The following is a 22001-nucleotide window of genomic DNA, read 5'->3' as shown; positions in this document are numbered from 1 at the left end:
CGCACGGCCCGTCGCTCAGCGGCGGGCCGTCACCGTCCCCTCGACCGCGAACAGCTGCTCCTCCACATGGTCGAGCGCCAGCCGCAGCGCCCCCGTCGCCACCGCCGCCTCGCCCAGCAGCGACAGCGCCACCCGGGGCGGCCGCAGACAGAACCGCGCCAGCTCGTCCCGTAGCGGCTGCAGTACGCCGTCCAGGCCGGCCGCCCAGCCGCCGACCACCACCAGCTCCGGATCGAGCGCCAGCACCAGCGCCGCCACGTCGTGCACCAGCCGCTGGATGAACCGGTCCACCGCCGCCCGGGCCCGCGCGTCGCCCTCCCGCGCCAGCGCGAAGACCTCCGCCACCGCCTGCTCGTCCAGTGGGTGCAGCGGCTCGTCCGTGGTCGACAGCAGCGTCTCCGGCGTCGCCCCCTGCCCCAGCAGGTGCAGCGCGCCGATCTCCCCGGCCGCCCCGCCGAACCCCCGGTGCAACCGCCCGCCGATCAGCGCCCCGGCCCCGGGACTCAGCCCGGCCAGTACGAAGACGATGTCGTCCGAGTCGGTCGCGGCACCCTTCCACTGCTCGGCCACGGCCGCCGCGTTCGCGTCGTTCTCGACCAGCACCGGACACCGGAACGACCGCCGCAGCCGCTCGCCCAGCGCCAGCCCCGTCCAGCCGGGCAACGCCGTACCGAGCCGGACCGTCCCGTCCGCCTCCACGATCCCGGGCGTCCCGACACCGACCGCCCGGAGGCTGCCGCGTGCCACGCCGGTGCGCCGCAGCACGTCGGCGACCACCGCCCGCACCCGCTCCAGCCGCTCGTCCGCCGACGCCGTCTCCGACACCTCCCGGGACCCGGCGCCGATGATCCGCCCGTCCAGCCCCGACATCAGCGCGGCCACCCGGTGCGGGCCGATCTCCACGCCCAGCAGATGCCCCGCCTCGGCCCGGAACCGGAACCGCCGCGCAGGCCGCCCCTGGCGCCGCGCCTCGCCCTCCTCCGGCGCCACCTCGACCACCAGGCCGTTGCCGATGAGCCCCTCGACCACACCTTCGACGGTCGGCCGGGACAGCCCCGTGATCCGGGTCAGGTCGGTGAGCGTACGCGCGTCGGCGCCCCGCAGCGCATGGAGTACCACTGCGGAATTGATCCGCCGCAGCAGCGACGGATCCCCGCCGGTCAGCCGCCCCACAGTTTGTCCTCCCAGCTCGCGCGTGTCTGCCGGATGGTACTCAATGACCCGGCCGCGTTGTCAGACCCCTCGCCTACGGTGGCACCGGTCGTGAAAGCGGTGACAAGGAGGGCGGGACGATGGGTGCCAGCGCGTGGGACTACGTGACGGCGTACGAGGGCGGCGTCGAGGAATCGCTGCACGCGCTGCAGACACGGGTGTTCAAGGAGAGTTACGGCCCCGGCACCGCATACCGGACCCTGAAGCAGCTGCGCGCCGACCACGAGTTCATGGGCCACGAGGGCACGCATTCGATACTCGACATCGACCGCGTGGTCCACACGGCCGACGCCCCGGATCCGCACAACCCGAGGGACTACGGCACGCTGCGCCCCTTGGCCGCCGACCGCGTCCTCCACCACTTCGGCACGGATCGGCCGACGGTCCGCCAGTACGAGGAGTCGGTGGCCGCCGCGGTGCGGATGCCCCACCAGGAGTACGTACGGAGCCTCCCCGGCGAGTGCCGCATGCGGTGGACCGGGCTGTACGTGCTCCTTCACACGGGGGATGAGCCCACCCACGTGGGCATCTTCGGTTTCTCGGGCGACTAGGAGCGGCTCGCTCCGGCGCGACGAACCCCGACTCGTACGCGGCGATCACCGCCCGCGTGCGGTCCCGGGCGCCCAGCTTCGCGGGCCACCGCTGGGACGCCTGAGGAGGGCCTGACGGAACGCCAATTGTCAGTGGTGGGGGCTTTACTGGAGTCATGACCACCGCACGGCACCTGGCGACCATCGATCAGCTGCGCTCCCGCCCCTTCCCCGGGCAGCGCGGCAGATCGGACGTGGGTGACAGCGGCCCGGGGTACCACATCGCGGAGCTCAGCACGAGCGAGGAGTTCTGGGACGACGACGGAACGCGGCGCGCGATCGTGGAAGAACAGTACGAGGCGGAGCGCGACGGGCTCGCGGTGTTGCTCGCTGCGCGCTGGGGCGAGCCGCAGACGTTCAGCCTGTGGTCGGTGTTCGACCGGGGTATGGCCGGTGAGGAGATACCGGACCCCTGGGACATCCTGAGCAGCTCCGTGCCGGACGTCCACCTCTGGCGCGCGGACGGCCTCTGGATAGCCCTGGGGGTCTCGCACTGGGACAAGGAGCTGCCGTTCCAGCTGCTCGCCGTGGTCACGGAGACCGACCCGCCCTGACCGTTCAGTGCCGTCCGGACCCGGTCGGTGAGTGCTGGATGCCGATCGAGACCAGGACGAGCAGGGCGCCGAGGACTTGGGTGCCGTCCAGCTGCTCATGGCGGAGAGGTACGGCGAGCAGCGTGGCGGTGAGCGGTTCCAGGAGTACGGCGACGACTCCGGCAGGAGGGCCGGCGCGATGCAGGCCGGCGAAGTAGACGGTGTAGGCGACCGCCGTGGGGACCAGTCCGAGGAACATCAAGGTGCCGACGGTGTCCGCGCGGAGCGGCAGCCCCATCCCGGACAACAGGCCGGCGGGCAACAGGAGAAGGCCCCCGGTCAGGAAGCCCAGACCGGTGGCGGCGGCCGGCTCCAGGCCCGGAACCGGCGCGCGGCCGTACAAGGTGAGCACGGCGAACCCCGCCGCGGCCAGGAGCGCCAGGAGCGTCCCGGCCGCCCGGTTGCCGCCCCCGCCGGCCGGGGAGCCGAGCAACAGCATCAGCCCGGCGACGGCGACCACGACCGCTCCGAGCGCGCGAGGTGTGGGCGGGCGCCGGTCGAGGACCGACGAGCCGGCCGTGACCAGGACGGGGACGGCGACCATCGTGGTCAGCGTCGCCAGGCCGACCGAAGTGGTCTCCACCGCCGCGAAGCAGGCGGCCTGGAACAGGGCCGGCAGTATGCCGGAGACGGCGACTCGGGCCGCCGCCCTGGGCGTGCGGGGCAGGCGCCCGAGCCGGCCGGTGGCCGCGGCCGCCCGTCCGACCGGGGCGGAAGGCGAGCCGACGGCGGAGGGGGAACGGAGCCGGACGGCAGCGCCCGTGGCGTATGGTTCCTCGGCCACGCCCTGCTCGACGCGGGGGAGGACCTGGCCCGCAGCGAGAGGCTGGTGAACCGCGCCCTGACCGGCTTCCCCCCGACCGGCGACCACTGGGGCGTCGCCGCCGCACTCGACACCCGTGCCACGCACGCGCTGCTGCGGGGAATCGACCTCGCCGAGAAGTACCTGCACAAGGCGCTCGCGTGGCACCGTGAGGTCGCATTCGGCCCGGGCCCGGCTCTCCTGCTCGCCGAAGTGGGATTCGTCGCCGAACAACGCGGCGAAGCGCCCGAGGCCCTCGCCCTGCACCGCCAAGGCCTCGCCGCCGCCCGTGACAGCGGTGACCCCCGGGCCCTCGCCCTCGCCCACGAAAGGCCTCGCCGGGACGTACGCCCTCGTGGGGGAAAGTGCGGCCCGCCCGCCTCCTGGGCGCGGCTGCCCGTGCCCGGGAATCCGCCGGCGCCCCGCTCCCACAGGCCGAGCGCGGCGACGTCGGCCGGATCACGGCCGGGCTCCGCGCGACCCTCGGCACGGAAACGTGCGCCGCCGAGTACTCCACCGGGTGCGCCGCCGGCGTCGACGACGACCCCGCGTAGCCCGGCCACGAGGACCGGACCTCACCACGTCCCGGTGCTGTCCCCCGTCGCGGCCTCCCGCAGCCGGGCGAACTCCTCCGCCATCGTCTGCAGCGTCCAGTGGGCGTTCAGGCCGCTGGGGTTGGGCAGCGCCCAGATCCGGGTGTCGCCGATCATGCGGTCCTGCGGCCCTATCCGCGCCTTGGGGTCGTGGAAGGCCGTGCGGTACGCGGTGACACCCGCCACCGCCAGCCAGCGCGGCCGCAGCCGCTCCACCTTGAGGGCCAGCAGCCGTCCGCCCTCGCGGAACTCCTCGTCGCTCAGCTCGTCGGCCCGCGCGCTCGCCCGCGCGACGACGTTGGTGATGCCGAGCCCGTAGTCGAGGAGCTCGTCCTGCTCGGACGGCTTCAACTGCCGTGGGGTGAAGCCGGAGCGGTGCAGCACGGGCCAGAAGCGGTTGCCGGGGCGGGCGAAATGGTGGCCCGTCGCGGCCGACATCAGGCCCGGGTTGATGCCGCAGAACAGCACGGACAGGCCGCCCGCGATCACATCGGGGACGATGCGGTCGCGAGCGGCCTCCAGTTCCTGGGGTGTCATACGGGACGTGTGCCCCGCGTCAGAGGATCGCACCGGGGACGTAACCGGCGGCTTCCGGGTGCTGCTTGGCGATCTCCTCGATCCGGGCGATCACCGCGCCGACCTGGTCGGCGGCCGCGCCCGTGAACGACAGCTTGTCCGCCATCGCCGCGTCCAACTGCTCCCGGTCCAGCGGGATGCGCTCGTCGGCGGCGAGCTTGTCGAGGAGCTCGTTGCGCTCGGCACCCTGCTCCCGCATGGCCAGCGCCGACGCCACCGCGTTCTCCTTGATGGCCTCGTGCGCGACCTCGCGGCCCACCCCGGCACGCACCGACGCCATCAGCACCTTCGTGGTCGCCAGGAACGGCAGGTAGCGGTCCAGTTCGCGGGCGACGACCGCCGGGAACGCGCCGAACTCGTCGAGCACGGTCAGGAACGTCTCCAGCAGCCCGTCGAGCGCGAAGAACGCGTCGGGCAGCGCCACCCGGCGCACCACCGAGCACGACACGTCGCCCTCGTTCCACTGGTCGCCCGCCAGCTCGCCGGTCATCGAGGCGTACCCGCGCAGGATGACCATCAGGCCGTTGACGCGCTCGCAGGAGCGGGTGTTCATCTTGTGCGGCATGGCGGACGAGCCGACCTGGCCCGGCTTGAAGCCCTCGGTGACCAGCTCGTGCCCGGCCATCAGCCGGACCGTCTTGGCCAGCGACGAAGGGGCGGCGGCCAGCTGCACCAGGGCGGTGACGACCTCGTAGTCCAGCGAGCGCGGGTAGACCTGGCCGACCGAGGTGAAGGCGTGGGCGAAGCCCAGGTGGCCGGCGATCCGCTGCTCCAGCTCGGCCAGCTTCGCGGCGTCACCGCCCAGCAGGTCGAGCATGTCCTGCGCCGTGCCGACCGGGCCCTTGATGCCGCGCAGCGGGTAACGGCCCAGCAGCTCCTCCAGCCGCGCGTACGCCACCAGCAGCTCGTCGGCCGCGGTCGCGAAGCGCTTGCCGAGCGTCGTGGCCTGCGCGGCGACATTGTGCGAGCGCCCCGCCATGACCAGCTCGCCGTACTCGCCCGCCAGCTTGCCCAGCCGGGCCAGGACCGCCACCGTACGGTCGCGCATCAGCTCCAGCGAGAGCCGGATCTGGAGTTGCTCGACGTTCTCGGTGAGGTCGCGCGAGGTCATGCCCTTGTGGACGTGCTCGTGCCCGGCGAGGGCGTTGAACTCCTCGATCCGCGCCTTCACATCATGGCGCGTGACCTTCTCGCGCTCGGCGATCGACGCCAGGTCGACCTGGTCGAGCACCCGCTCGTAGTCGGTGAGCGCGGCGTCCGGCACCTCGATCCCGAGGTCCTTCTGGGCGCGCAGCACGGCGAGCCACAGCCGGCGCTCCAGCTTCACCTTCTGCTCGGGGGACCAGAGGACGGCGAGCTCCGCGGAGGCGTAGCGGCCGGCCAGGACATTGGGGATGCGGGGCTTGGCAGTCACGTGACCAGATTCTACTGGCGGTTTCTGCAGGTCGGCGCCGCGGTCCGGATTGTGGCTTGCTACGAGTACGACGACTCCGCGTCGAGCGGATACGGCAACAGCTCCGGCCGCTTGGCCGGCCGCCCGTCGCCGGAGGACCGGCCGGTGAGCCGCCGCCCTATCCACGGCCCCAGGTGCTGCCGCGCGAACCGTACGTCGCTCACCCGGCGGGCGAGCCAGGCGGCCGGCACGGCAGGCGGAAGCGGCGCCCGCCAGTCCTCCTCCGGCTCCAGGCCCAGCGCCTGCCACACGGCCTCGGTCACCCGCCGGTGCCCCTCCGTGGTCAGGTGCAGCCGGTCCAGGTCCCACAGCCGCGGGTCGCCCAGCACCTCGGCGCCGTACAGGTCGACCACCAGCGCACCGTGCCGGACGGCCAGTTCGTCCACGTACGCGAAGAGCTCCTCCATGCGCGGCCGGAACCGCTCCATGACGGGGCCGTTGCGGCCGGGGCTGCGCATCAGCACCAGCCGCCCGCACGACGGGGCGAGTCGCTCCACCGCCTCCTCCAGCAGCCCGCGCACCCGGCCCATGTCGCACTTCGGGCGCAGGGTGTCGTTCAGCCCGCCGACCAGCGTGACGACGTCCGCCTTCATGGCCGCGGCGACGTCCACCTGCTCGTCCACGATCTGGCCGATCAGCTTGCCGCGCACGGCGAGGTTGGCGTACCGGAACCCGGGCGTACGGGCCGCGAGGCGGGCCGTCAGCAGATCGGCCCAGCCCCGGTAGGAGCCGTCGGGCAACAGGTCCGACATGCCCTCGGTGAAGCTGTCGCCCACCGCGACAAAACTGTTGTAGGTGGCATTCATCTCCATGGCGGAGTGATCGTACCGCGCGGTAGCCTGACCGCCGGCCGCGCGTGCCTCCTACACCGCCGGCCGCCCCACCAGCTCCCGCAGCACGTCCTCCATGGTGACCAGGCCCGCCGGCCTGCCGTCCTCGTCCACCACCGCCGCCAGGTGCGTACGGCTGCGGCGCATCGCCGTCAGGACGTCGTCCAGCGGCGTGGCCGCCCGCACCCGGGCGATCGGCCGCATCGCCGACACCGGGAACGGCAGGTCGCGCGGCATCGCGTCCAGCGCGTCCTTCACGTGCAGGTAGCCGAGGATCCGGCGGGCCGAGTCGATCACCGGGAAGCGGGAGAAGCCCGACTCGGCGGCCAGTGCCTCCAGCTCCTCGGGCGTCGTGCCGGCCCTGGCGTACACCACCCGCTCCACCGGCATCACCACGTCACGCACCGGACGGCGCCCCAGCTCCAGGGCGTCGTGCAGCCGCTCGGCCGCTCGGTCGTCCAGCAGGCCCGCGTCACCGGCGTCCTTCACCATCCGCGCCAGTTCGTCGTCCGAGAACGTCGCGGACACCTCGTCCCGCGTCTGGACCCGCAGCAGCTTCAGCAGGGCGTTGGCGAACGCGTTGATCGTGAAGATCACCGGCTTCAGCGCCCGCGACAGCGCCACCAGGGGCGGGCCCAGCAGCAGCGCGGTACGGGTCGGCTCGGCCAGGGCGATGTTCTTCGGCACCATCTCGCCGAGCAGCATGTGCAGGTACGTGGCCAGCGACAGCGCGATCACGAACGAGATCGGGTGCACCAGCCCGTGCGGCACGCCGACCGCGTCGAACACCGGCTCCAGCAGGTGGGCGATGGCCGGCTCGGCGACGACACCGAGCACCAGGGTGGACAGCGTGATGCCCAGCTGCGCCGCCGCGAGCAGCGCCGAGACGTGCTCCAGGCCCCAGATGACGCTGCGCGCCCGCCGGTTCCCGGCCTCCGCCTCCGGCTCGATCTGACTGCGGCGTACGGAGATCATGGCGAACTCCGCGCCGACGAAGAAGGCGTTGACGACGAGCGTCAGGAAACCGATCAGCAACTGGATCGCGGTCATCGTCCCGCCTCCCCACCCTCATGGGCCCGCGATCCACGCGTGCCGGACTCACCGGTCCCCGGTTCGTCGGCCCTCGGTCGGTCCGACCCCGGCCCGCCGGCCCTCGGCCCGCCGGCCTCCGGTCCGCCCGGCGGGGCGTGCAGCAGGACGCGGGCGGCGCGCCGCCCGGAGGCGTCGACCACGTCGAGCAGCCAGCCGCCCAGGACGACACTGTCGCCGACGGCCGGGATGCGGCCCAGCTCGGTCGCGACGAGCCCGGCGAGGGTCTCGTACGGGCCGTCCGGCACCCGCAGGCCGATGGTCTCCAACTGGTCGGTACGGGCCGCGCCGTCCGCGGACCACAGGGACCGCCCGCCGGCGTCCTCGCCCGCCGGCGCGAGGTCCGGCGTCTCGTGCGGGTCGTGCTCGTCGCGCACCTCGCCGACGACCTCCTCGACGATGTCCTCCAGCGTCACGACCCCGGCCGTACCGCCGTACTCGTCTATGACGACGGCCATCGTCGTCTTGCCCGACAGCCGGTCCAGCAACCGGTCCACGGTCAGTGACTCCGGTACGAGCAGCGGCTCGCGGAGGATCTCCGAGACCGGCTTGAGGCGCCGCTGCGAGGCCGGGACCGTCAGGACGTCCTTGATGTGCGCGATGCCGACGACCGAGTCCAGGCTGCCCCGGTAGACGGGGAAGCGGGACAGCCCGGTCGCGCGGGTCGCGTTGGCGACGTCCTCGGCGGTGGCCTGCGCCTCCAGCGCGGTGACCTGGACGCGCGGGGTCATGACGTTCTCCGCGGTGAGTTCGGCCAGGTTCAGGGTGCGGACGAACAGCTCGGCGGTGTCGGGCTCCAGGGCGCCCTCCCGCGCGGAGTGGCGGGCCAGGGCGACCAGCTCCTGCGGGCTGCGCGCGGAGGCCAGCTCCTCGGCCGGCTCCATGCCGAGCCGGCGCACGATGTGGTTGGCCGTGTTGTTGAGGTGGCTGATCAGCGGCCGGAACGCGGCGGTGAAGATCCGCTGCGGGGTGGCGACCACCTTGGCCACCCCCAGGGGGGAGGAGATGGCCCAGTTCTTGGGGACGAGTTCGCCGACGACCATCAGCACCACCGTCGACAGGGCCGTACCGATGACGAGCGCCACCGAGGACGCCACGGACGCCGACAGGCCGATGTCCTGGATCGGCCCGCGGATGAGCTTGGCGATGGACGGCTCGGACAGCATGCCGACGATGAGGTTGGTGACGGTGATGCCGAGCTGGGCGCCGGAGAGCTGGAAGGTGAGGGAGCGTACGGCCGCGAGGGCGCCCGCCGCCCCGCGCTCGCCCCGTTCGACGGCCCGCTCCAGCTCCCCGCGCTCGACCGTCGTCAGGGAGAACTCGGCCGCCACGAACGCGCCGCACGCGAGGGAGAGCAGCAGCGCCACGAGGAGCAGGAGCACTTCGGTCATCGGTTCACCTCCGTCCCATGGTCGGCCACGGACGGCAGGGATGCGCGATGTCGGCTACGGGGACTACTGGGAGGCTCGCCCATGGGCGGACGCTCACACCTTTCGATTGATGGTGAATGCTCCGCCCATGGTAAAGGAACAGCAAAAATGATCACCCTTCTAGGGGCTTGACCCAGCGGCTCCACTCCGGCTGCGGCGCATAGCCCGCCGCCCGCCAGGTGTGGTGGGCGAGCTCGTTGCGGTCCAACACCATGGCGTCGCCGCGCCGCCCGCCGAGGCGTACGAACCGCTCCTCGGCGGCCGCGAGCAGCGCCGCGCCGATGCCCCGGCGGCGGTGGTCCGGGTGGACCGCGAGCCGGTAGAGGTGACAGCGCCAGCCGTCGAAGCCGGCGATCACCGTTCCCGCGAGTTCACCGCCGCGCTCGGCGAGGATCAGCGCCTCCGGGTCGCGGGCGACCAGCCGCTCGACGCCGTCCCGGTCGTCGCTGATGCTGGTGCCCTCGGCCGCCACCTTCCAGAAGGCGAGGACGGTGTCGAGGTCGGCCGGCGAGGCGGCCCGTATGTGAAGATCATCCATGGCCTCCATCATGGGACACCTGTTGCCCCACTCGCCCCGCAATAACCATGGCCTTGCCGGTGCTAGCGCGGTCGCGCTAGCGTGGTGGTGTGGCGAAGACCCAGCTGAACGTACGCGTCGACGAGACCACCGCCGAGGCCGCCCGCCGCAGGGCGCAGCAGCGGGGCGTCAGCGTGAACCGGTACATCGAGGAACTCGTCCAGCAGGACGCGGGCGAGGCGGGACGCACCTTCGTGGAGGCGGCGGCCGATTTCATGAAGCAGTACGAGTCGGTCTTCGTGGAGGAGTTCGGCGCCCCGGACCGCCGTACGCCCGGCACACGATGACGTACGCGCCGTTGGTGTACGCGCCGAAGGCGGGCACCGCGCCCGTATGAACCTCTCGATCGACCTCGCCTGGCTCCTCATGGTCGCCGAGCAGAAGACGCCCGGCGACCCCCAGGTCACCGACTGGGGCGCACTCGTCGCCGCCGTGAGCCGGCACGACGCGGAGATCTTCGGCGTCCCCGTCTACGGTGACCCGCACGCCCGCGCCGCCGCGCTGCTGCAACTGCTGGTGCACGTGCCCGCGCTGGAGCACTCCAACGCCCTGTACGCCTCCGCCGTCGCGTACGGCTACCTCGTCGCCTCCGGGCTCAAGGTGAGCACCTCGCCCGAGAAGGTCAGGGACCTGGCCCGGCTGGTCAAGGCGGGGGAGGCGGACGTCCGGGCCATCGCTGCCGAGCTGCGCCGCTGGAGCCAGTGACTCCCTTTGTGCGGGATCACCGGAAGCCCTCCGTCCGTCCCGGCGCGCCGCTACCTTTCGCGCCATGGCACCCACACGGAACGTACGTACGAGACGGATCGCCGTCGCCGTCGCCGGTACGGCAGCGGCAGTGGTCCTGAGCATCGGCGGCGCCCTCGCGGCCGGAGACACCGACGAACCGTCCCCACCGCCCGCGACCTCCCAGCCGCAGCCGACCATCCCGCCGGAGGGCGACAGCGGTGGCACGGCGGGCGGCGACAGCGGTGGCACCGTGGGCGTCGACAGCGGTGGCAGCGCGGACGGTGGCACCGCGGGTGGGGACCCCGACCCCGTCAGCGGTGGCACCGCGGGCGGGGACCCCGACCCCACGCAGTCCCCCGAACCCACGTACCCGGGCCCCACCGACCCGGGCACCCCGCCCGACCTCGCCGGGCTCACCAAGCGCATCGACGAGCTCAACAAGAAGGTCGACGAGCTGCCCACCAAGAAGGAACTGGCCGACGCGCTGCGCGCCTTCGCCGACGAGCTGGACAAGGAGTGACCGAGCGGTCCGGGTGGGGTCGTCGAAGCCGGGAACCTCCTACCGGGTGGACGCCCCGCTGATACCCGGGCTGCCCCGGCCTGGCAGAGTGGTCCGGTGCTTCAGAATCCCGAGAACACCCTGTTCGTTCGTGGTGCCACGCCCGTCCTCCTGCTGGCCGGCGCACCCGTCCACGACCTCCTGCCCGTCCTCACCGCGCCCGGCGGGGCAGTGCCCCGGTGCGAGGGGTGGACCATCGTCCCCAGGCTCACCTTGTGTGTCGTGGACGGACCCGGAGAAGCCGGGATGATGATCCCCTCCCTCGCCGCCCCCGTGATCGACGGAACGGGAGGGACGGACGGGACCACCGTGCCGGGAGAGATGACCGACTGGTGCGCGGACGCCGAACAGGCGGGCGGAGCGGTAGTCCTGTCACTCGACCAACTGCCCGAGGTGCTCGACTGGGCCGTGCTGCTGGGCTCGGGCACGGCCCGCGGCGGCTTCGTGCCGAGCCTGGGCTGACCGGCCGGCCGCATCGCGCGGACCCGTGGGCCATCCGTCCTGTCGTACCCCACTGCGATGATGACCGGCAGTGCCAACAGGACGGGAGCAGGACATGGTTGAGCGGGCCGCGCGACGGATCGCCGAGGAGATCGTCGCGAGCGCGCCGACGGGCTGGACGCGTGCGGAGCTGGCCAGTACGGCAGGCGGGGGCAGCGTCTCGGTGGCCGGTGGTTACGCCGTCCCCGGCGCGCCCCTGTGGCGCAACCCGGTGCCCAGCCCCTTCAGGGAACTGACCGGTCTGGCGGAGGCCGTGCGCGAGGTCCGGGACTGGGAGCGCATCACCGTGGAGATCGTGTGCCGGCCGTCCGGAGAGTACCGGCTGGTCGCGACCACGGACGCGATGACCAGCCTGCGCGGACGGGCCGGTGGTTTCCAGGCCGTCCTGGACCCCGGCTACCGGCTGCCCCAGCCCGGTTCCTGGCAGCAGGACGGTACGGCGGCCCCGGCCGGGGATCCACACCTGGCGGTGGCGCGGTTCCGCGCGTACATGGAGCGCCGCGCCGCGATCCTGGGGCGGCCCGAGCAACTGCCGCCCCCCGCGTCCGCCGCCGCACTCGACGAGGCCGAACGCCGCATCGGCCGGCCGCTCCCCGCCGACCTGCGGGCGCTGTACCTGATCGCCGACGGCGACGGCATGGACCACGAGCAGCGCTACCTGTTCGGCAACAACGCCTGGATGCCGCTGAAGAGCCTCGTCGCCGTCCACGCCCAGCAGCGCCAAACTGCCTGGTACAGCTGGGAACTGGCCTGGCACTCGGTCGTCTTCGACGCCGACCCGCCCCACACGGTCCGGCGCTGCGACGGCCACGCGGCCTGGTTGCCCTTCGCCACCGGCGAGGACGGCAACTACCTGGCGGTGGACCTGGCCCCTGCCCGCGACGGCCGTCCCGGCCAGGTCATCCGCATCGGCCGCGACTACGACCGCGGCCCCGCCCATGTCGCCGACTCGGTGACCTCGCTGCTCGGCCACTACCTGCGCCTGATCGAGCGGGGAGCCTACGAGAAGGAGGACGACTACATCTGGCTGCTGGAGCCCGCCGGCAGGTTCGGGCCCGAGAGGATCGTCGGCGAGATCCCCGCCGAGATCCCGCCCGCCCTCCAGGCCATCCACATCCACGACGTCACCGGCCCGGTCGACCTCACCCCCCTCACCGCCGCCCCGCACCTGCGGCAGCTGCACCTCAACCACTCCGCCACGGCCGGCCTGGCGCCGATGCGCGCGCTGCCCGTCGAGTCCCTGTGCGTCACGCTCGACGGCGGTGACCTGTCCCCGCTCGAAGGCCACCGCCACCTCACCTCCCTGAACCTCGGCACCACCACCGCCCCGGTCGACATCACCCCGCTGCGCACCGTCCCGAACCTCCGCTGCCTGGACCTGTCCCGGGCCGCCGTCCGCGACCTGACCGTCCTCGCCGACCTGCCCGACGTGCGCTACCTGGCCCTCACCGAGCGGCAGTGGACCATCCTGCTGGACCGGGGCAAGGCACCGCTCACCCTCGCCGCCGCCCGCCTGGCCGACGAAGACGCCCCGCTCGACCAGGCCCTGACCTGGGCGGCCCGTCTCGGCCTGAACACCGAGGACGCGCTTCGTACCACCGGCACCCTCGCAACCGGCAGCGGATGAGCCCACGCGTGGCGCAACCCGACGGACGTCCCACCGCACTGGAGAGGTGAGACGGTCCGCAACCGCGGACCCGGAGAGAGGCGGGGAATGCGGACCGATGACGATGCCGCGCTGCGCGCCTTCGTCGAGGACAGACGTACGGCGCTGTTCCGCAGCGCCTACCTGTTGTGCGGCGATCGGCACGAGGCCGAGGACCTGGTCCAGACGACGCTGGTGAAAGTCGTGCTGGGCAGGCGGCGGCACGGGCGGCTGGACAGTATCGAGGCGTACGCGCGCAAGACCCTGGTCAACACCTACATCGCCGCCCGCCGCCGCTTCTGGCGGCGCGAGCAGGCGTACGGCGAAGTTCCCGACCGCATGGGCGACTCACCCGACACGGACACCGGCCTGATGGTGCGGGCCGCGCTCGCCACGCTCACGGCCCGACAGCGGGCCGTGCTGGTGCTGCGCTACTGGGAGGACCTGAGCGTCGAGGCGACGGCCGCCCTGCTCGGGATGCGGGAGAACACGGTCAAGAGCCACACGGCTCGCGGATTGGCGGCGCTGCGCGCCGTGATGACGGAGGAGCGGGTATGAGCGACGTCAGGGACCTTCTGGGACGGGCCGCGGAGGACGCCGGCCGGCCGGTGATCAGCACGGAGGCGGTGTACGCGAAGGCTGCCAGGGTGCGGTGGCGACGCCGGACGGCCGCCTCGGTGGCGGCACTCGCCGTCGTCGGCGCGGGAGCGTTCTCGTTGCCCGGACTGATCTCCCGGGAGACGGGCCAGGCGTCCGTGGCCGCGCCCACCGAGCTGGTGGGCGACAACGGCCAGGGCAAGCGACTGGCCCGGCTGCTCCCCCCGGACGCCGGGGCGGTCGAGCAGGTGTCGTGGGCCGTGCTCCTCAAGGGGGCGGGCGCCGAACAGGCCGAGGTGAAGCACCTGGGCCCGCTGGACGGCGAGTACGCCATCCGCAAGGACGGCGGCGTCGGCTACCTGGCACTCCACACCAGGAGCGCCAAGGACATCGCGGCGAAGACCGGGGGCAAGGGGATGGCCGGCGACCTCTGCGAGAAGACCGGACCGGAGGACGACCGGGAGGACTGCGTACGCGAGAAGCTGCCCGACGGGAGGGTCCTGACCATCTGGCACCAGCCCGCCGCCTCCCCGGGCGGCGGCGAGCCGCGATGGGCCCAGGAACTGACCGGACGCCTGACGCTGAACGACGGCTCCGTCCTCTTCGTCCGCGACAGCGCCGGCATCCTCGGCAAGCACGCCCAGGGGCGCCCGCTCACCTCGCCGCCACTCACCCGTGAGCACCTGCGCGCACTGATGCTGCGCCCCGAGCTGCTGCCGAAGAACTGACCCTGCTCCCCGGGCGCGAGACCGGCATCAGGCGGTGCCACGTGCACGACGTGGCACCGCCAGGGCCAACGGACCCGCAGGCCACAGGCCCGGCGAGGCTCCGCGTCAGGACCGGGCGAGCACGCAGAACGCGTGGCCCTCCGGGTCGGCCAGGCACCTCCACGGGACGTCGCCCTGGCCGACGTCGAGGTCGGTGGCGCCGAGGGCCCGCAGCCGGGCCACCTCCGCCTCTTGATCGTCATCGGGGTACCGCAGCAGGTCGAGATGGACGCGGTCCGGCACGGTCTTCACATCGGGCGTGCGGAGGAACTCGAGATACGGGCCGACACCCTTGGCGGAGCGCCACACCGCGTGATCGTCAGTCACCTCGTGGAGGGTCCAGTCCATCGCCTCACCCCAGAATCGCGCCATGGCCCGCGGATCCGCGCAGTCGACCACCACCCGGGCGATCGGCCCGGTGTCCCGGTAGACCTCCCGAGGCTCCAGCACGCAGAACTCGTTGCCCTCCGGGTCGGCGAGGACCGTCCACGGCACGTCGCCCTGGCCCACGTGGGCGGGCGTCGCACCGAGAGCCTTCAGGCGCGCGACCAACTCCGCCTGATGGGCCGCAGAGGTGGTGGCGAGATCGAGGTGCACACGGTTCTTCGTCGTCGTCTTGCGTTCCGGGACGGCAACGACGTCGACGCAGACGGTGACCGGGTCCAGCCAATCGAAGCCGACGGGTTTAACGGCGGTCTCGCCGGGTCCCCCGCTGGAAACACCCCAGCCGAGCGCCTCCCCCCAGAACCGGCCGACGGCCGAGTCATCAACAGCCTTGATGTTCACCAGAACAGGTCGCAGCGTCATGCCGGCGATCCTATGCACCCCCTCTGCAACGCCATCCGCAGGTACCGCCGCCACGGGCAGGGTCCTCTGTACAACGGGACGACCTTCCACCGGGTCATCGACGGTTTCATGATCCAGGGCGGTGACCCCCTGGGTACGGGCAGGGGCGGTCCCGGATACGAGCCAGAGCTGATCGCCTCTCATCTGGCTGCCGGTCTCCAGGGCTACTACCGAGCCCTCAAGCCGCTACTCGACGCGACGCCTGATCTTGGTGGCTGGCGCCACTGTGAGACACACCGAAGCCATAGCGGAGTTCTGCTGTGCCTGTTCCCGCGGCCCGCACGACGCTAGCGTCGAGTCTCATGATCGTATGGCTCAACGGCACCCATGGCGCAGGCAAGACGACGACCAGTGCGCTCGTGCAGCAGCTGATCTCGCATTCACGGGTGTTCGACGCCGAGAAGGTCGGCGAGACACTCATGGACATCACGCCAGGGCTGCCCACGACGGACAACTTCCAGCACTGGCCGCCGTGGCGACCGCTCGTAGTCGAGACCGCCCGACGCGTCCTCGACTACACCGGTGGCACTCTGGTGATGCCCATGACCGTCCTGGTCGAGCAGTACTGGCGCGAGATCAGCTCGGGCCTTGCCCAGCATGCCATTCAGGTCCGGCACTTCGTCCTCCATGCCGACCAGGACACCCTCCGTGCGCGCATCGCGGGTGACACTGTTCTTGGCCCCGACTCCCCGTTCCGTCTCCAATACCTTGAGCCCTACGCCGAGGCGGCCCGCACGTGGCTGCACGCCGAGGCCGAGGTCGTCGACACCACGCACCTCACACCCGCCGAAGCCGCCCTGCAGATCGCAGAGGCCGTCAAGAGTTGAGAGAAACGACCTGACAACTGGCGTGCTTCGGCTCACCACACAGGGACAGACGGCGGACGCTCGCGAGGTCGTCAGAAGTCCAGCTCCACGTAGTCGATGTCGGTGAACTCGACGTGCAGGCCCTGCGCGCGGCGGCCCCGGTCCTTGAAGTACTGCTCCTGCAGGCCCTCCGCCGCGATCTCCCGCAGCCGCTGTTCCTCCGCGCCCGCCTCCTGGGCCTCGAAGAGGCGCGCCGCGTACTCCGGGGGGAGGTGCTGGGTGATCAGGCGCAGCCGGCTGTCGTCGGTGGAGCCGGGGGCGGCGGTGAATCCGAACCTGGCCCGCGTCTCGATCACGATGCCGCCCGTCGTGGCGGCGGCCTCCCGGGCCCGCCGGCGTACGCGCGGCTGCCAGCTCTTGCGCACCTCCTCCACGAGCCGGGCGGCCAGCTCCGGACGCGGGTGCCTGATCTGGTTCTTCACGTACCGCTCCACCGTCCGCTGCGAGACGCCGAGGCGCCGTGCGACGGCCCTGGTGGAGCCCTTCTCGCTCTTGACGAGGAACCTGACTTGCGCGCCCGCCGACTTGGGGATCGGCCGTGTGAACGCGTTGGCCGTCGCCCGCTCGAGGCTCTCGCCCAGGATGCCCATCGCTCGCTCCTACTCCCCGCCCGCCGCCGCGTCCGTGCCCTTGATGTGACGGGCCGGGTTGTGGCCCTCGTCCAGCAGCCGCACCGCCCACATCAGGGACTGCGTGCCCTCGTGCTTGACCATGCCGGGCGAGACGCCCACCCGGAAACCGCCGGGAAGAGGCGCGCCGTCGGTGGTGCGCGGCAGGAAGTCCAGCGGGCTCGGGCCGTCGGAGAGGTAGACGGCGCAGTCGGACAGGACCGCGATGGGGAACAGCCCCGCCCCCTCGGCGAGACGGCGCATCTTGCGGTGCATGTTGACCCGGGCGGCGGAGATGACGGCCGCGCGGATGTCGGGCCGCCAGGTGGGGCGGTCCAGCGCCGGCCACCGCTCCCCGGGGCGGTAACCCGCACCCTGCGGGCGCTCCCGGAGCTTGCCGATACCGCCCTTGACGGTCGACTTGATCGCCGACAGGACGGCGGCCCGCCCCGGGTCCTCCACCTTGAGCCGGTCGACCGCCTCCATCGCGGCGAGGAACTCCGCCTCCGGCATACCGGCGCGTACGCCCAGCTCCTCCATGGTCGCCAGGTAGGCGTCGCGCAGCCGTGTGTACCAGGCGTCCAGGTACGCGCCGTTGTCGGGGCGCAGGTACGCCTCGGCCGGCCGGACCTCGTGGCCCAGCTCGATCGCGTACGCCACGGTCGGCGTGGCGTACCAGGCCGGTCCCTCGGGCCGGGCGCCGTGCGGCGTGAACGGGTTCGGCAGGCGGGGGTCCACGTCGACGCCGGAGAGGTCCACCAGCCAACAGCCCGGCGTCTTCTTGTCGAACACCGGCGACGTGACGTGGACCGGCGCGCCGAGGCCGACCGTGAGCCGGTTCGCGGCCGCCGCGAACGCCATGTTGACGTCGATGCCGACGGCGTACGGCTTCGCGCACTCGGCGTCGGTGAGCAGCTCCGGGTCGCGGATCCAGTCGTACGCCTCCTCGTCGAGGACCTCGTCGGGCGTACGCCGGTGCCCGCGCGGGTACAGCCGCGCGACGACCGGGTGCTCGTCCGGGGCCTCGGGTGGCGCCGGGTCCACCGGCTCGGTGAGGGTTCCGGGGCTCGGGGCGGACACCCATGCGCCGGTGGCCTCGTCCCGCACGGCCCGGGTCGGCGGGCGCAGCGCGGTCATCAGCTCCAGCCCGCACACGGCGGTGGTGCCGCGCGGGGTGATGACCCGGGCGGCGTATGTGGCGAGTACGTCGGCCAGCTCGGCCGGCGGCAGCGCGGCGGCGTCGCCCCACGCGCGGGCGTCCAGCGCCCCCCACGGCAGGACGGCGAGCTGCACGCAGACGCGACGGCTGCCCTGCGCCGGGCGGTACACCCAGGCCCACGGACCGAACCCCCGGCGCGTCAGCCGCCACTTGGCCTTCGCGACCTGGCGTACCACCTCGTGGTCCTCCGGCAGCCGCAGCCCGCGCCGGTCGGCCAGTTCGGCCGGCAGCCCGAGGCGCACGGCCGCGGGCTCGGTGAGGACGACGAGGGGGTCGGCGTCCCTGCCGTTGCGGTGCAGCCGGGGCGCGCCCAGCCGCGCCTCGCCGAGCGCCCATTCGACGAGCGCCGGGACGTCCCGGGCGGGGCAGTCGAGGATTAGGCCCCCGGCGCAGTACGCGTTCCCCTCCCCGTCCAGCACGGCGACCGGCCCGTTCACGAACCGGCCGTCGGCCTCGTCGGTGTGCGGCTGCGCGGCCACCGCCCGCCGGGGCGGGGGCGCCACGCGCCGGGCGGGCGCCTGGGCGAGGGGCGCGTGGTCGGCCGGGACGGGGCCGGTGGCGGCTGCGCCGGGCACCTGAACCACCAGGCCGGTGGCCGGTGTGCCGGGCGGCACCTGATGAGCGGGTGCGCCCGAGCCTCCGCCCGAGCGCGAGGCGGCGGCCGTGCCGGTGCTCGGTGCTCCGGATGCTTCGGCCGCGGTGCGCGGCGAACCGCCGGCCGGCGGCGACGCGGCGGGCCCGGGCGCGGCCACCCGCTGCGGGGGAGTCGTGCCTGCCGTGCCCGACGGGGACGCCGCGGGGCGCTGCGTGCCCGGCGAATCGCTGGCCGGTGGCGACGCGGGTCCGGCGGCTTCGGCCCCGGGCGCCGGGGCCCGCTGCGGGGAAGTCGCGCCCGGTCCCTCGGGGGCCGCAGCGTGGCGTGGCGTGCCTGGCGCCTCGGGGGGCACCGCCGGGCGTGGTGGGGCCGGGTCCTCCGGGGCCGCCGGCCGGTGACGTGGGGCGGGGTGGCGTTCGGCGAGGCCCGACAGGAGCCTCGCGTAGGCCGCCCGCTTCGGCGCCCGGGGCTCGGTGCGGCCCGTTTCCCAGCCGGTGACCGTCTCGCGGCGTACCGACAGCGCCTTCGCGATCTGCTCCTGGCTCAGCCCGGCGGCCTCCCGCAGCCGCTTCCGCTCGTCCGGCTCGGGCAGGGCGTCCTGCGCCGCCTGCTCCAGCAGCGCGTCGACCGCCGCGAACAGGTGCTCCTGCTCGTTGGGCACGGTGCGTCACCTCCAGTGACGATCACCCTAGCGCGAAACGCACACCGCACCGAACGCCGGACACACACGGTCAGTGGACGGACAGCCCGCCGTCGACGAAGAGCGCGTGCCCGGTGACGTACGCCGACGCGGCACTCGCCAGGAACACCGCCGCGCCCGCGAAGTCGTCCGCCAGCCCGTTGCGCCCCACCATCGTGCGCGAGGCCAGCGCCGCGACCGTCTCCGGGTCCTCCTGGAGCCGGGCGTTGAGCGGTGTCAGCACGAAGCCGGGCACCAGCGTGTTGCAGGTGACGCCGTACGCCGACCACGCCTCGGCCTGCGAACGGGCCAGCGACTCCAGGCCGCCCTTGGACACCCCGTACGCCCCGCTCTGCACGAACGCCCGGTGCGCCTGCTGCGAGGTGACGTGGATGATCCGCCCGAAGCCCCGCTCGGCCATACCCGGGCCGAACCGCTGCCCCAGCAGATAAGGGGCCTCCAGGTTCACCGCCATCGTGGCGTCCCAGACGTCCTCGCCCAGCTCGCCCATCGGCGGCCGCAGGTTGATTCCGGCGCTGTTGACGAGGATGTCGGGCTCCCCGAAGACCCCGGCCGCCTCATCCGCCGCCGCCCGCACACCCTCGCGGGTGGAGAGGTCACCGCTCACCCACGCGGCCCGGCAGCCGTCGGCCACCAACTCGTCGACCGTGGCCGCCAGCTCCGCCTCCCGGCGCGCGACGATCACGACGCTCGCCCCCGCCCGCGCGAGGGCACCCGCGATCGCCCGGCCGATGCCGGAACTGCCGCCCGTCACCAGGGCCACCCGGCCGTCGAGCGAGAAGAGGTGCGAGAGGTACGCGTGCGATGTCATGTCCGCACCCTAATCCGAGCGTCGGCGCCGCCCCTGGGCGGGAAGGCTCAGGCCGGCCGCCGTGCCACACCCAGCACGCACGGCGACGTCGGCATCTGCGGCCCCTTCTCCGGGATGCGGAGCCGGCGGTACGTGACGACCTCGAACCCCGCCGCCTCGATCGCGGCCAGCGGATCCCGCGCCGTGTGGCAGCCCCCGAACAGCAGCGGCCACACCGTACGGTCCAGCGCCCGCTGAGCCGTCGCCAGTGCCCGCCCCTGGGCCACCCCGTGCTCGAAGAACCGCAGCTCACCGCCCGGCCGCAGCACCCGCCGCAGCTCCCCGAGCGCCCGTGGCAGGTCCCGTACCGTACACAGCACCAGCGACGCGACCGCCGCGTCGAACGCCTCGCTCTTCACCGGCAGCGCCTCCGCCACGCCCGGCACCACATCCACGGGCACCTCGGCGCGCAGCCCCGCGCTCGCGGCCAACTGCCGCAGTCGCCGCTCCGGTTCGATCGCGACGACCTCCGACACGGCGCCCGGGTAGTGCGCGAAGTTCAGCCCGTTGCCGGCGCCGACCTCGATGACCCGGCCGGAGAGCCCGGCGAGCAGCTCGTCCCGGTACGCGGCGACGCCGCCCTTGGTGTCCATGGCGACGCTCATGCGCGCGTAGAAGCGGGCGAACAGCGGGTGGTGGACGGTGTCCCGCATCGCGGACCTCCCGGCGGAAGGGGGCTGACACCGTCAGTGTCCCCCCGTCAGCCGCTGACGAAGCAGAACTCGTTGCCCTCGGGATCCCGCAGCACCTGGAAGTCGCCGTAGTCGTCCGCCACGACGTCGCCGACCCGCACCGCGCCGAGCCGTACCGCCTCGGCGGCGGCGGTGTCCACGTCGCCCGCCTCCAGGTCCGGATGGAGCCGGTTCTTCGCGGCCTTGCCCTCCGGTACGCGCTGGAAGGCGACCCGTACGAAGCCCGGCGGATCCACGTACGACCAGTCCGGGCTCCGGTCGACGGGCTCGCCGCCCAGCAGCGCGGCCCAGAAGCGGACCAGCGCGGCCGGGTCGGCGCAGTCGAACACGATCTCGCTGACAACAGCTCGCATGGCAGGCACGATCAGGAGCGTACGGCCGCGGCGAACGCCTCCGCATCCCACGCGCCGCCGAGCGCCGGGGCGAGCCAGCCCCCGGCCGCCGCGCGGAACTCGCCGACCGCCAGCGCCGCCGCGCCCGACGGCACCGCGCCCAGCAGCGGCGCGCCCGCCACCTCCGGCAGCTCGGCGACGTTGCAGCGCTCGGCGAGCCCCGGCTCGTCCGGCCAGCTGCCGATGACGACGCCCGCCTGCTCCAGCCCGCGCGCCCGCAGCGCCTCACCGGTGAGCGTCACCATGTTGAGCGTGCCGAGCCCCGGGGGCGCCACGACCAGCACCGGCGCGTCCAGCAGCCGGGCCGCGTCAGCGAGTGTGCCGCCCTCCTCGTCGTACCGCACGAGGAGCCCGCCCGCGCCCTCCACCAGGACCAGGTCGTGGTCGTCGGCCAGCTTCCGCGCGGCCCGCGCCACCTCCTCCGGACCCACGGGGGCCATGCCCGCCCGCCGCGCGGCCGTCACGGGCGCCAACGGCTCCGGGAAGCGTGCCAGTTCCACCGGCGTGACACCGCCCCCGGCGAGCCGTACGACCTCGTCCGCGTCGCCCCGCTCACCCGGGCCGACCCCGGTCTGCGCGGGTTTCAGCACGGCCACCGACCGCCCCGCCGCCCGCGCCACCGCCGCGACGGCCGACGTGACGACCGTCTTGCCGATCTCCGTCCCCGTACCGCTGACCACCAGTACCGACATC

The 22001-nt window shown here is 73.3% G+C and carries 26 protein-coding genes and 1 pseudogene; 12 read left to right on the top strand and 15 right to left on the bottom strand.

The features are described from left to right. Positions 1 to 15: 15 nt before the first annotated feature. Positions 16 to 1173, bottom strand: coding sequence for an ROK family transcriptional regulator (locus tag BKD26_RS06850; protein ID WP_084896846.1), 1158 nt, complete (start codon positions 1171 to 1173; stop codon positions 16 to 18). 119 nt (positions 1174 to 1292) lie between these two features. Between BKD26_RS06850 and BKD26_RS06845 the strand changes: the two genes are divergently transcribed. After that, entirely contained in the window at positions 1293 to 1763 is a 471-nt protein-coding gene (locus BKD26_RS06845; RefSeq protein ID WP_084896844.1) for a hypothetical protein, read from the top strand. 155 nt (positions 1764 to 1918) lie between these two features. Further along, a complete protein-coding gene (locus BKD26_RS06840) occupies positions 1919 to 2356 on the top strand; it encodes a hypothetical protein (RefSeq protein ID WP_084896842.1) in 438 nt (145 codons plus the stop codon). Between the two features lie 4 nt (positions 2357 to 2360). Here BKD26_RS06840 and BKD26_RS06835 read toward each other — a convergent pair whose 3' ends face one another. Beyond that, entirely contained in the window at positions 2361 to 3524 is a 1164-nt protein-coding gene (locus BKD26_RS06835; protein WP_241518560.1) for a DMT family transporter, read from the bottom strand. 38 nt (positions 3525 to 3562) lie between these two features. Between BKD26_RS06835 and BKD26_RS40840 the strand changes: the two genes are divergently transcribed. Then, positions 3563 to 3751, top strand: a complete 189-nt coding sequence (locus BKD26_RS40840; RefSeq protein WP_084896840.1) for a hypothetical protein — start codon at positions 3563 to 3565, stop codon at positions 3749 to 3751. A gap of 21 nt (positions 3752 to 3772) precedes the next feature. Here BKD26_RS40840 and mug read toward each other — a convergent pair whose 3' ends face one another. From mug to BKD26_RS06800, 6 genes are all read right to left on the bottom strand, one after another. Beyond that, entirely contained in the window at positions 3773 to 4327 is a 555-nt protein-coding gene (gene mug, locus BKD26_RS06825; RefSeq protein WP_084896838.1) for a G/U mismatch-specific DNA glycosylase, read from the bottom strand. A gap of 19 nt (positions 4328 to 4346) precedes the next feature. After that, a complete protein-coding gene (purB, locus tag BKD26_RS06820; RefSeq protein WP_084896836.1) occupies positions 4347 to 5780 on the bottom strand; it encodes an adenylosuccinate lyase in 1434 nt (477 codons plus the stop codon). A 59-nt stretch (positions 5781 to 5839) separates the two neighbouring features. Then, positions 5840 to 6631: an SGNH/GDSL hydrolase family protein gene (locus BKD26_RS06815; protein WP_084896834.1), complete on the bottom strand. Its 792-nt coding sequence runs from the start codon at positions 6629 to 6631 to the stop codon at positions 5840 to 5842. Between the two features lie 51 nt (positions 6632 to 6682). Then, positions 6683 to 7699, bottom strand: coding sequence for a hemolysin family protein (locus BKD26_RS06810; RefSeq protein ID WP_084896832.1), 1017 nt, complete (start codon positions 7697 to 7699; stop codon positions 6683 to 6685). After that, entirely contained in the window at positions 7696 to 9129 is a 1434-nt protein-coding gene (locus BKD26_RS06805; protein ID WP_084896830.1) for a hemolysin family protein, read from the bottom strand. Before BKD26_RS06805 ends, BKD26_RS06810 begins: the two co-directional genes overlap by 4 nt. 151 nt (positions 9130 to 9280) lie before the next feature. After that, a complete protein-coding gene (locus BKD26_RS06800; RefSeq protein ID WP_084897002.1) occupies positions 9281 to 9706 on the bottom strand; it encodes a GNAT family N-acetyltransferase in 426 nt (141 codons plus the stop codon). An 89-nt stretch (positions 9707 to 9795) separates the two neighbouring features. On the opposite strand from BKD26_RS06800, the gene BKD26_RS06795 reads away from it, so the two are divergent. The 7 genes from BKD26_RS06795 to BKD26_RS06765 all read left to right on the top strand — a co-directional run bounded on the left by BKD26_RS06795 (position 9796) and on the right by BKD26_RS06765 (position 14501). Then, positions 9796 to 10032, top strand: coding sequence for a toxin-antitoxin system HicB family antitoxin (locus tag BKD26_RS06795; RefSeq protein WP_084896828.1), 237 nt, complete (start codon positions 9796 to 9798; stop codon positions 10030 to 10032). A 46-nt stretch (positions 10033 to 10078) separates the two neighbouring features. Beyond that, complete coding sequence (locus tag BKD26_RS06790) at positions 10079 to 10450, top strand: fic family toxin-antitoxin system, toxin component (protein ID WP_084896826.1); 372 nt, start codon at positions 10079 to 10081, stop codon at positions 10448 to 10450. A 64-nt stretch (positions 10451 to 10514) separates the two neighbouring features. Then, the gene (locus BKD26_RS06785) at positions 10515 to 10991 is read left to right on the top strand and encodes a hypothetical protein (RefSeq protein WP_084896824.1); all 477 of its coding nucleotides are present in this window, start codon (positions 10515 to 10517) and stop codon (positions 10989 to 10991) included. A 96-nt stretch (positions 10992 to 11087) separates the two neighbouring features. After that, the gene (locus BKD26_RS06780) at positions 11088 to 11492 is read left to right on the top strand and encodes a hypothetical protein (RefSeq protein WP_084896822.1); all 405 of its coding nucleotides are present in this window, start codon (positions 11088 to 11090) and stop codon (positions 11490 to 11492) included. Between the two features lie 94 nt (positions 11493 to 11586). Next, on the top strand, positions 11587 to 13158 hold the full coding sequence (locus BKD26_RS06775; RefSeq protein ID WP_084896820.1) for an SMI1/KNR4 family protein: 1572 nt from the start codon (positions 11587 to 11589) through the stop codon (positions 13156 to 13158). 87 nt (positions 13159 to 13245) lie between these two features. After that, a complete protein-coding gene (locus BKD26_RS06770) occupies positions 13246 to 13734 on the top strand; it encodes a SigE family RNA polymerase sigma factor (RefSeq protein ID WP_084896818.1) in 489 nt (162 codons plus the stop codon). Beyond that, a complete protein-coding gene (locus tag BKD26_RS06765) occupies positions 13731 to 14501 on the top strand; it encodes a hypothetical protein (protein WP_084896816.1) in 771 nt (256 codons plus the stop codon). The genes BKD26_RS06770 and BKD26_RS06765 overlap by 4 nt, the downstream gene beginning before the upstream one ends. Before the next feature lie 105 nt (positions 14502 to 14606). Here the strand turns inward: BKD26_RS06765 and BKD26_RS06760 are convergent, their stop codons facing one another. After that, the gene (locus BKD26_RS06760) at positions 14607 to 15347 is read right to left on the bottom strand and encodes a VOC family protein (RefSeq protein WP_084896814.1); all 741 of its coding nucleotides are present in this window, start codon (positions 15345 to 15347) and stop codon (positions 14607 to 14609) included. 63 nt (positions 15348 to 15410) lie between these two features. On the opposite strand from BKD26_RS06760, the pseudogene BKD26_RS41200 reads away from it, so the two are divergent. Together BKD26_RS41200 and BKD26_RS06750 are read left to right on the top strand one after the other, a co-directional pair. After that, a pseudogene (locus BKD26_RS41200) lies at positions 15411 to 15509 on the top strand (peptidylprolyl isomerase); the annotation flags it as partial. A gap of 179 nt (positions 15510 to 15688) precedes the next feature. Continuing rightward, positions 15689 to 16213: an ATP-binding protein gene (locus tag BKD26_RS06750; RefSeq protein WP_084896812.1), complete on the top strand. Its 525-nt coding sequence runs from the start codon at positions 15689 to 15691 to the stop codon at positions 16211 to 16213. 71 nt (positions 16214 to 16284) lie between these two features. Here the strand turns inward: BKD26_RS06750 and BKD26_RS06745 are convergent, their stop codons facing one another. The 6 genes from BKD26_RS06745 to bioD all read right to left on the bottom strand — a co-directional run bounded on the left by BKD26_RS06745 (position 16285) and on the right by bioD (position 22000). Further along, positions 16285 to 16842, bottom strand: a complete 558-nt coding sequence (locus BKD26_RS06745) for a DNA-binding protein (protein WP_084896810.1) — start codon at positions 16840 to 16842, stop codon at positions 16285 to 16287. A gap of 9 nt (positions 16843 to 16851) precedes the next feature. Further along, positions 16852 to 19335 carry a helix-turn-helix transcriptional regulator gene (locus tag BKD26_RS06740; RefSeq protein WP_084896808.1) on the bottom strand — a complete coding sequence of 828 codons (2484 nt, stop codon included), beginning with the start codon at positions 19333 to 19335 and terminating at the stop codon, positions 16852 to 16854. A 70-nt stretch (positions 19336 to 19405) separates the two neighbouring features. Further along, a complete protein-coding gene (locus BKD26_RS06735; protein WP_084896806.1) occupies positions 19406 to 20185 on the bottom strand; it encodes an SDR family oxidoreductase in 780 nt (259 codons plus the stop codon). A 47-nt stretch (positions 20186 to 20232) separates the two neighbouring features. Further along, positions 20233 to 20877, bottom strand: a complete 645-nt coding sequence (locus BKD26_RS06730; RefSeq protein WP_084896804.1) for a class I SAM-dependent methyltransferase — start codon at positions 20875 to 20877, stop codon at positions 20233 to 20235. A 47-nt stretch (positions 20878 to 20924) separates the two neighbouring features. Continuing rightward, on the bottom strand, positions 20925 to 21269 hold the full coding sequence (locus BKD26_RS06725; RefSeq protein ID WP_084896802.1) for a VOC family protein: 345 nt from the start codon (positions 21267 to 21269) through the stop codon (positions 20925 to 20927). Between the two features lie 11 nt (positions 21270 to 21280). Beyond that, the gene (bioD, locus tag BKD26_RS06720; RefSeq protein WP_084896800.1) at positions 21281 to 22000 is read right to left on the bottom strand and encodes a dethiobiotin synthase; all 720 of its coding nucleotides are present in this window, start codon (positions 21998 to 22000) and stop codon (positions 21281 to 21283) included. Position 22001: the final 1 nt, after the last annotated feature.

The organism is Streptomyces sp. CB03238, from assembly GCF_002099185.1.
GTDB lineage: Bacteria > Actinomycetota > Actinomycetes > Streptomycetales > Streptomycetaceae > Streptomyces.
Note: the sequence above shows the minus strand (reverse complement) of the source record. Positions and strands in the feature narration are given on the sequence as shown.

Bases quoted from the DNA above. Each gene is read 5' to 3' on its own strand.
- BKD26_RS06845 (WP_084896844.1), top strand. From the start codon at position 1,293: ATGGGTGCCAGCGCGTGGGACTACGTGACGGCGTACGAGGGCGGCGTC.
- BKD26_RS06840 (WP_084896842.1), top strand. From the start codon at position 1,919: ATGACCACCGCACGGCACCTGGCGACCATCGATCAGCTGCGCTCCCGC.
- mug (WP_084896838.1), bottom strand. From the start codon at position 4,327: ATGACACCCCAGGAACTGGAGGCCGCTCGCGACCGCATCGTCCCCGAT.
- BKD26_RS06815 (WP_084896834.1), bottom strand. From the start codon at position 6,631: ATGGAGATGAATGCCACCTACAACAGTTTTGTCGCGGTGGGCGACAGC.
- BKD26_RS06810 (WP_084896832.1), bottom strand. From the start codon at position 7,699: ATGACCGCGATCCAGTTGCTGATCGGTTTCCTGACGCTCGTCGTCAAC.
- BKD26_RS06805 (WP_084896830.1), bottom strand. From the start codon at position 9,129: ATGACCGAAGTGCTCCTGCTCCTCGTGGCGCTGCTGCTCTCCCTCGCG.
- BKD26_RS06800 (WP_084897002.1), bottom strand. From the start codon at position 9,706: ATGGATGATCTTCACATACGGGCCGCCTCGCCGGCCGACCTCGACACC.
- BKD26_RS06790 (WP_084896826.1), top strand. From the start codon at position 10,079: ATGAACCTCTCGATCGACCTCGCCTGGCTCCTCATGGTCGCCGAGCAG.
- BKD26_RS06785 (WP_084896824.1), top strand. From the start codon at position 10,515: ATGGCACCCACACGGAACGTACGTACGAGACGGATCGCCGTCGCCGTC.
- BKD26_RS06775 (WP_084896820.1), top strand. From the start codon at position 11,587: ATGGTTGAGCGGGCCGCGCGACGGATCGCCGAGGAGATCGTCGCGAGC.
- BKD26_RS06770 (WP_084896818.1), top strand. From the start codon at position 13,246: ATGCGGACCGATGACGATGCCGCGCTGCGCGCCTTCGTCGAGGACAGA.
- BKD26_RS06765 (WP_084896816.1), top strand. From the start codon at position 13,731: ATGAGCGACGTCAGGGACCTTCTGGGACGGGCCGCGGAGGACGCCGGC.
- BKD26_RS06760 (WP_084896814.1), bottom strand. From the start codon at position 15,347: ATGACGCTGCGACCTGTTCTGGTGAACATCAAGGCTGTTGATGACTCG.
- BKD26_RS06750 (WP_084896812.1), top strand. From the start codon at position 15,689: ATGATCGTATGGCTCAACGGCACCCATGGCGCAGGCAAGACGACGACC.
- BKD26_RS06745 (WP_084896810.1), bottom strand. From the start codon at position 16,842: ATGGGCATCCTGGGCGAGAGCCTCGAGCGGGCGACGGCCAACGCGTTC.
- BKD26_RS06735 (WP_084896806.1), bottom strand. From the start codon at position 20,185: ATGACATCGCACGCGTACCTCTCGCACCTCTTCTCGCTCGACGGCCGG.
- BKD26_RS06730 (WP_084896804.1), bottom strand. From the start codon at position 20,877: ATGCGGGACACCGTCCACCACCCGCTGTTCGCCCGCTTCTACGCGCGC.
- BKD26_RS06725 (WP_084896802.1), bottom strand. From the start codon at position 21,269: ATGCGAGCTGTTGTCAGCGAGATCGTGTTCGACTGCGCCGACCCGGCC.
- bioD (WP_084896800.1), bottom strand. From the start codon at position 22,000: ATGTCGGTACTGGTGGTCAGCGGTACGGGGACGGAGATCGGCAAGACG.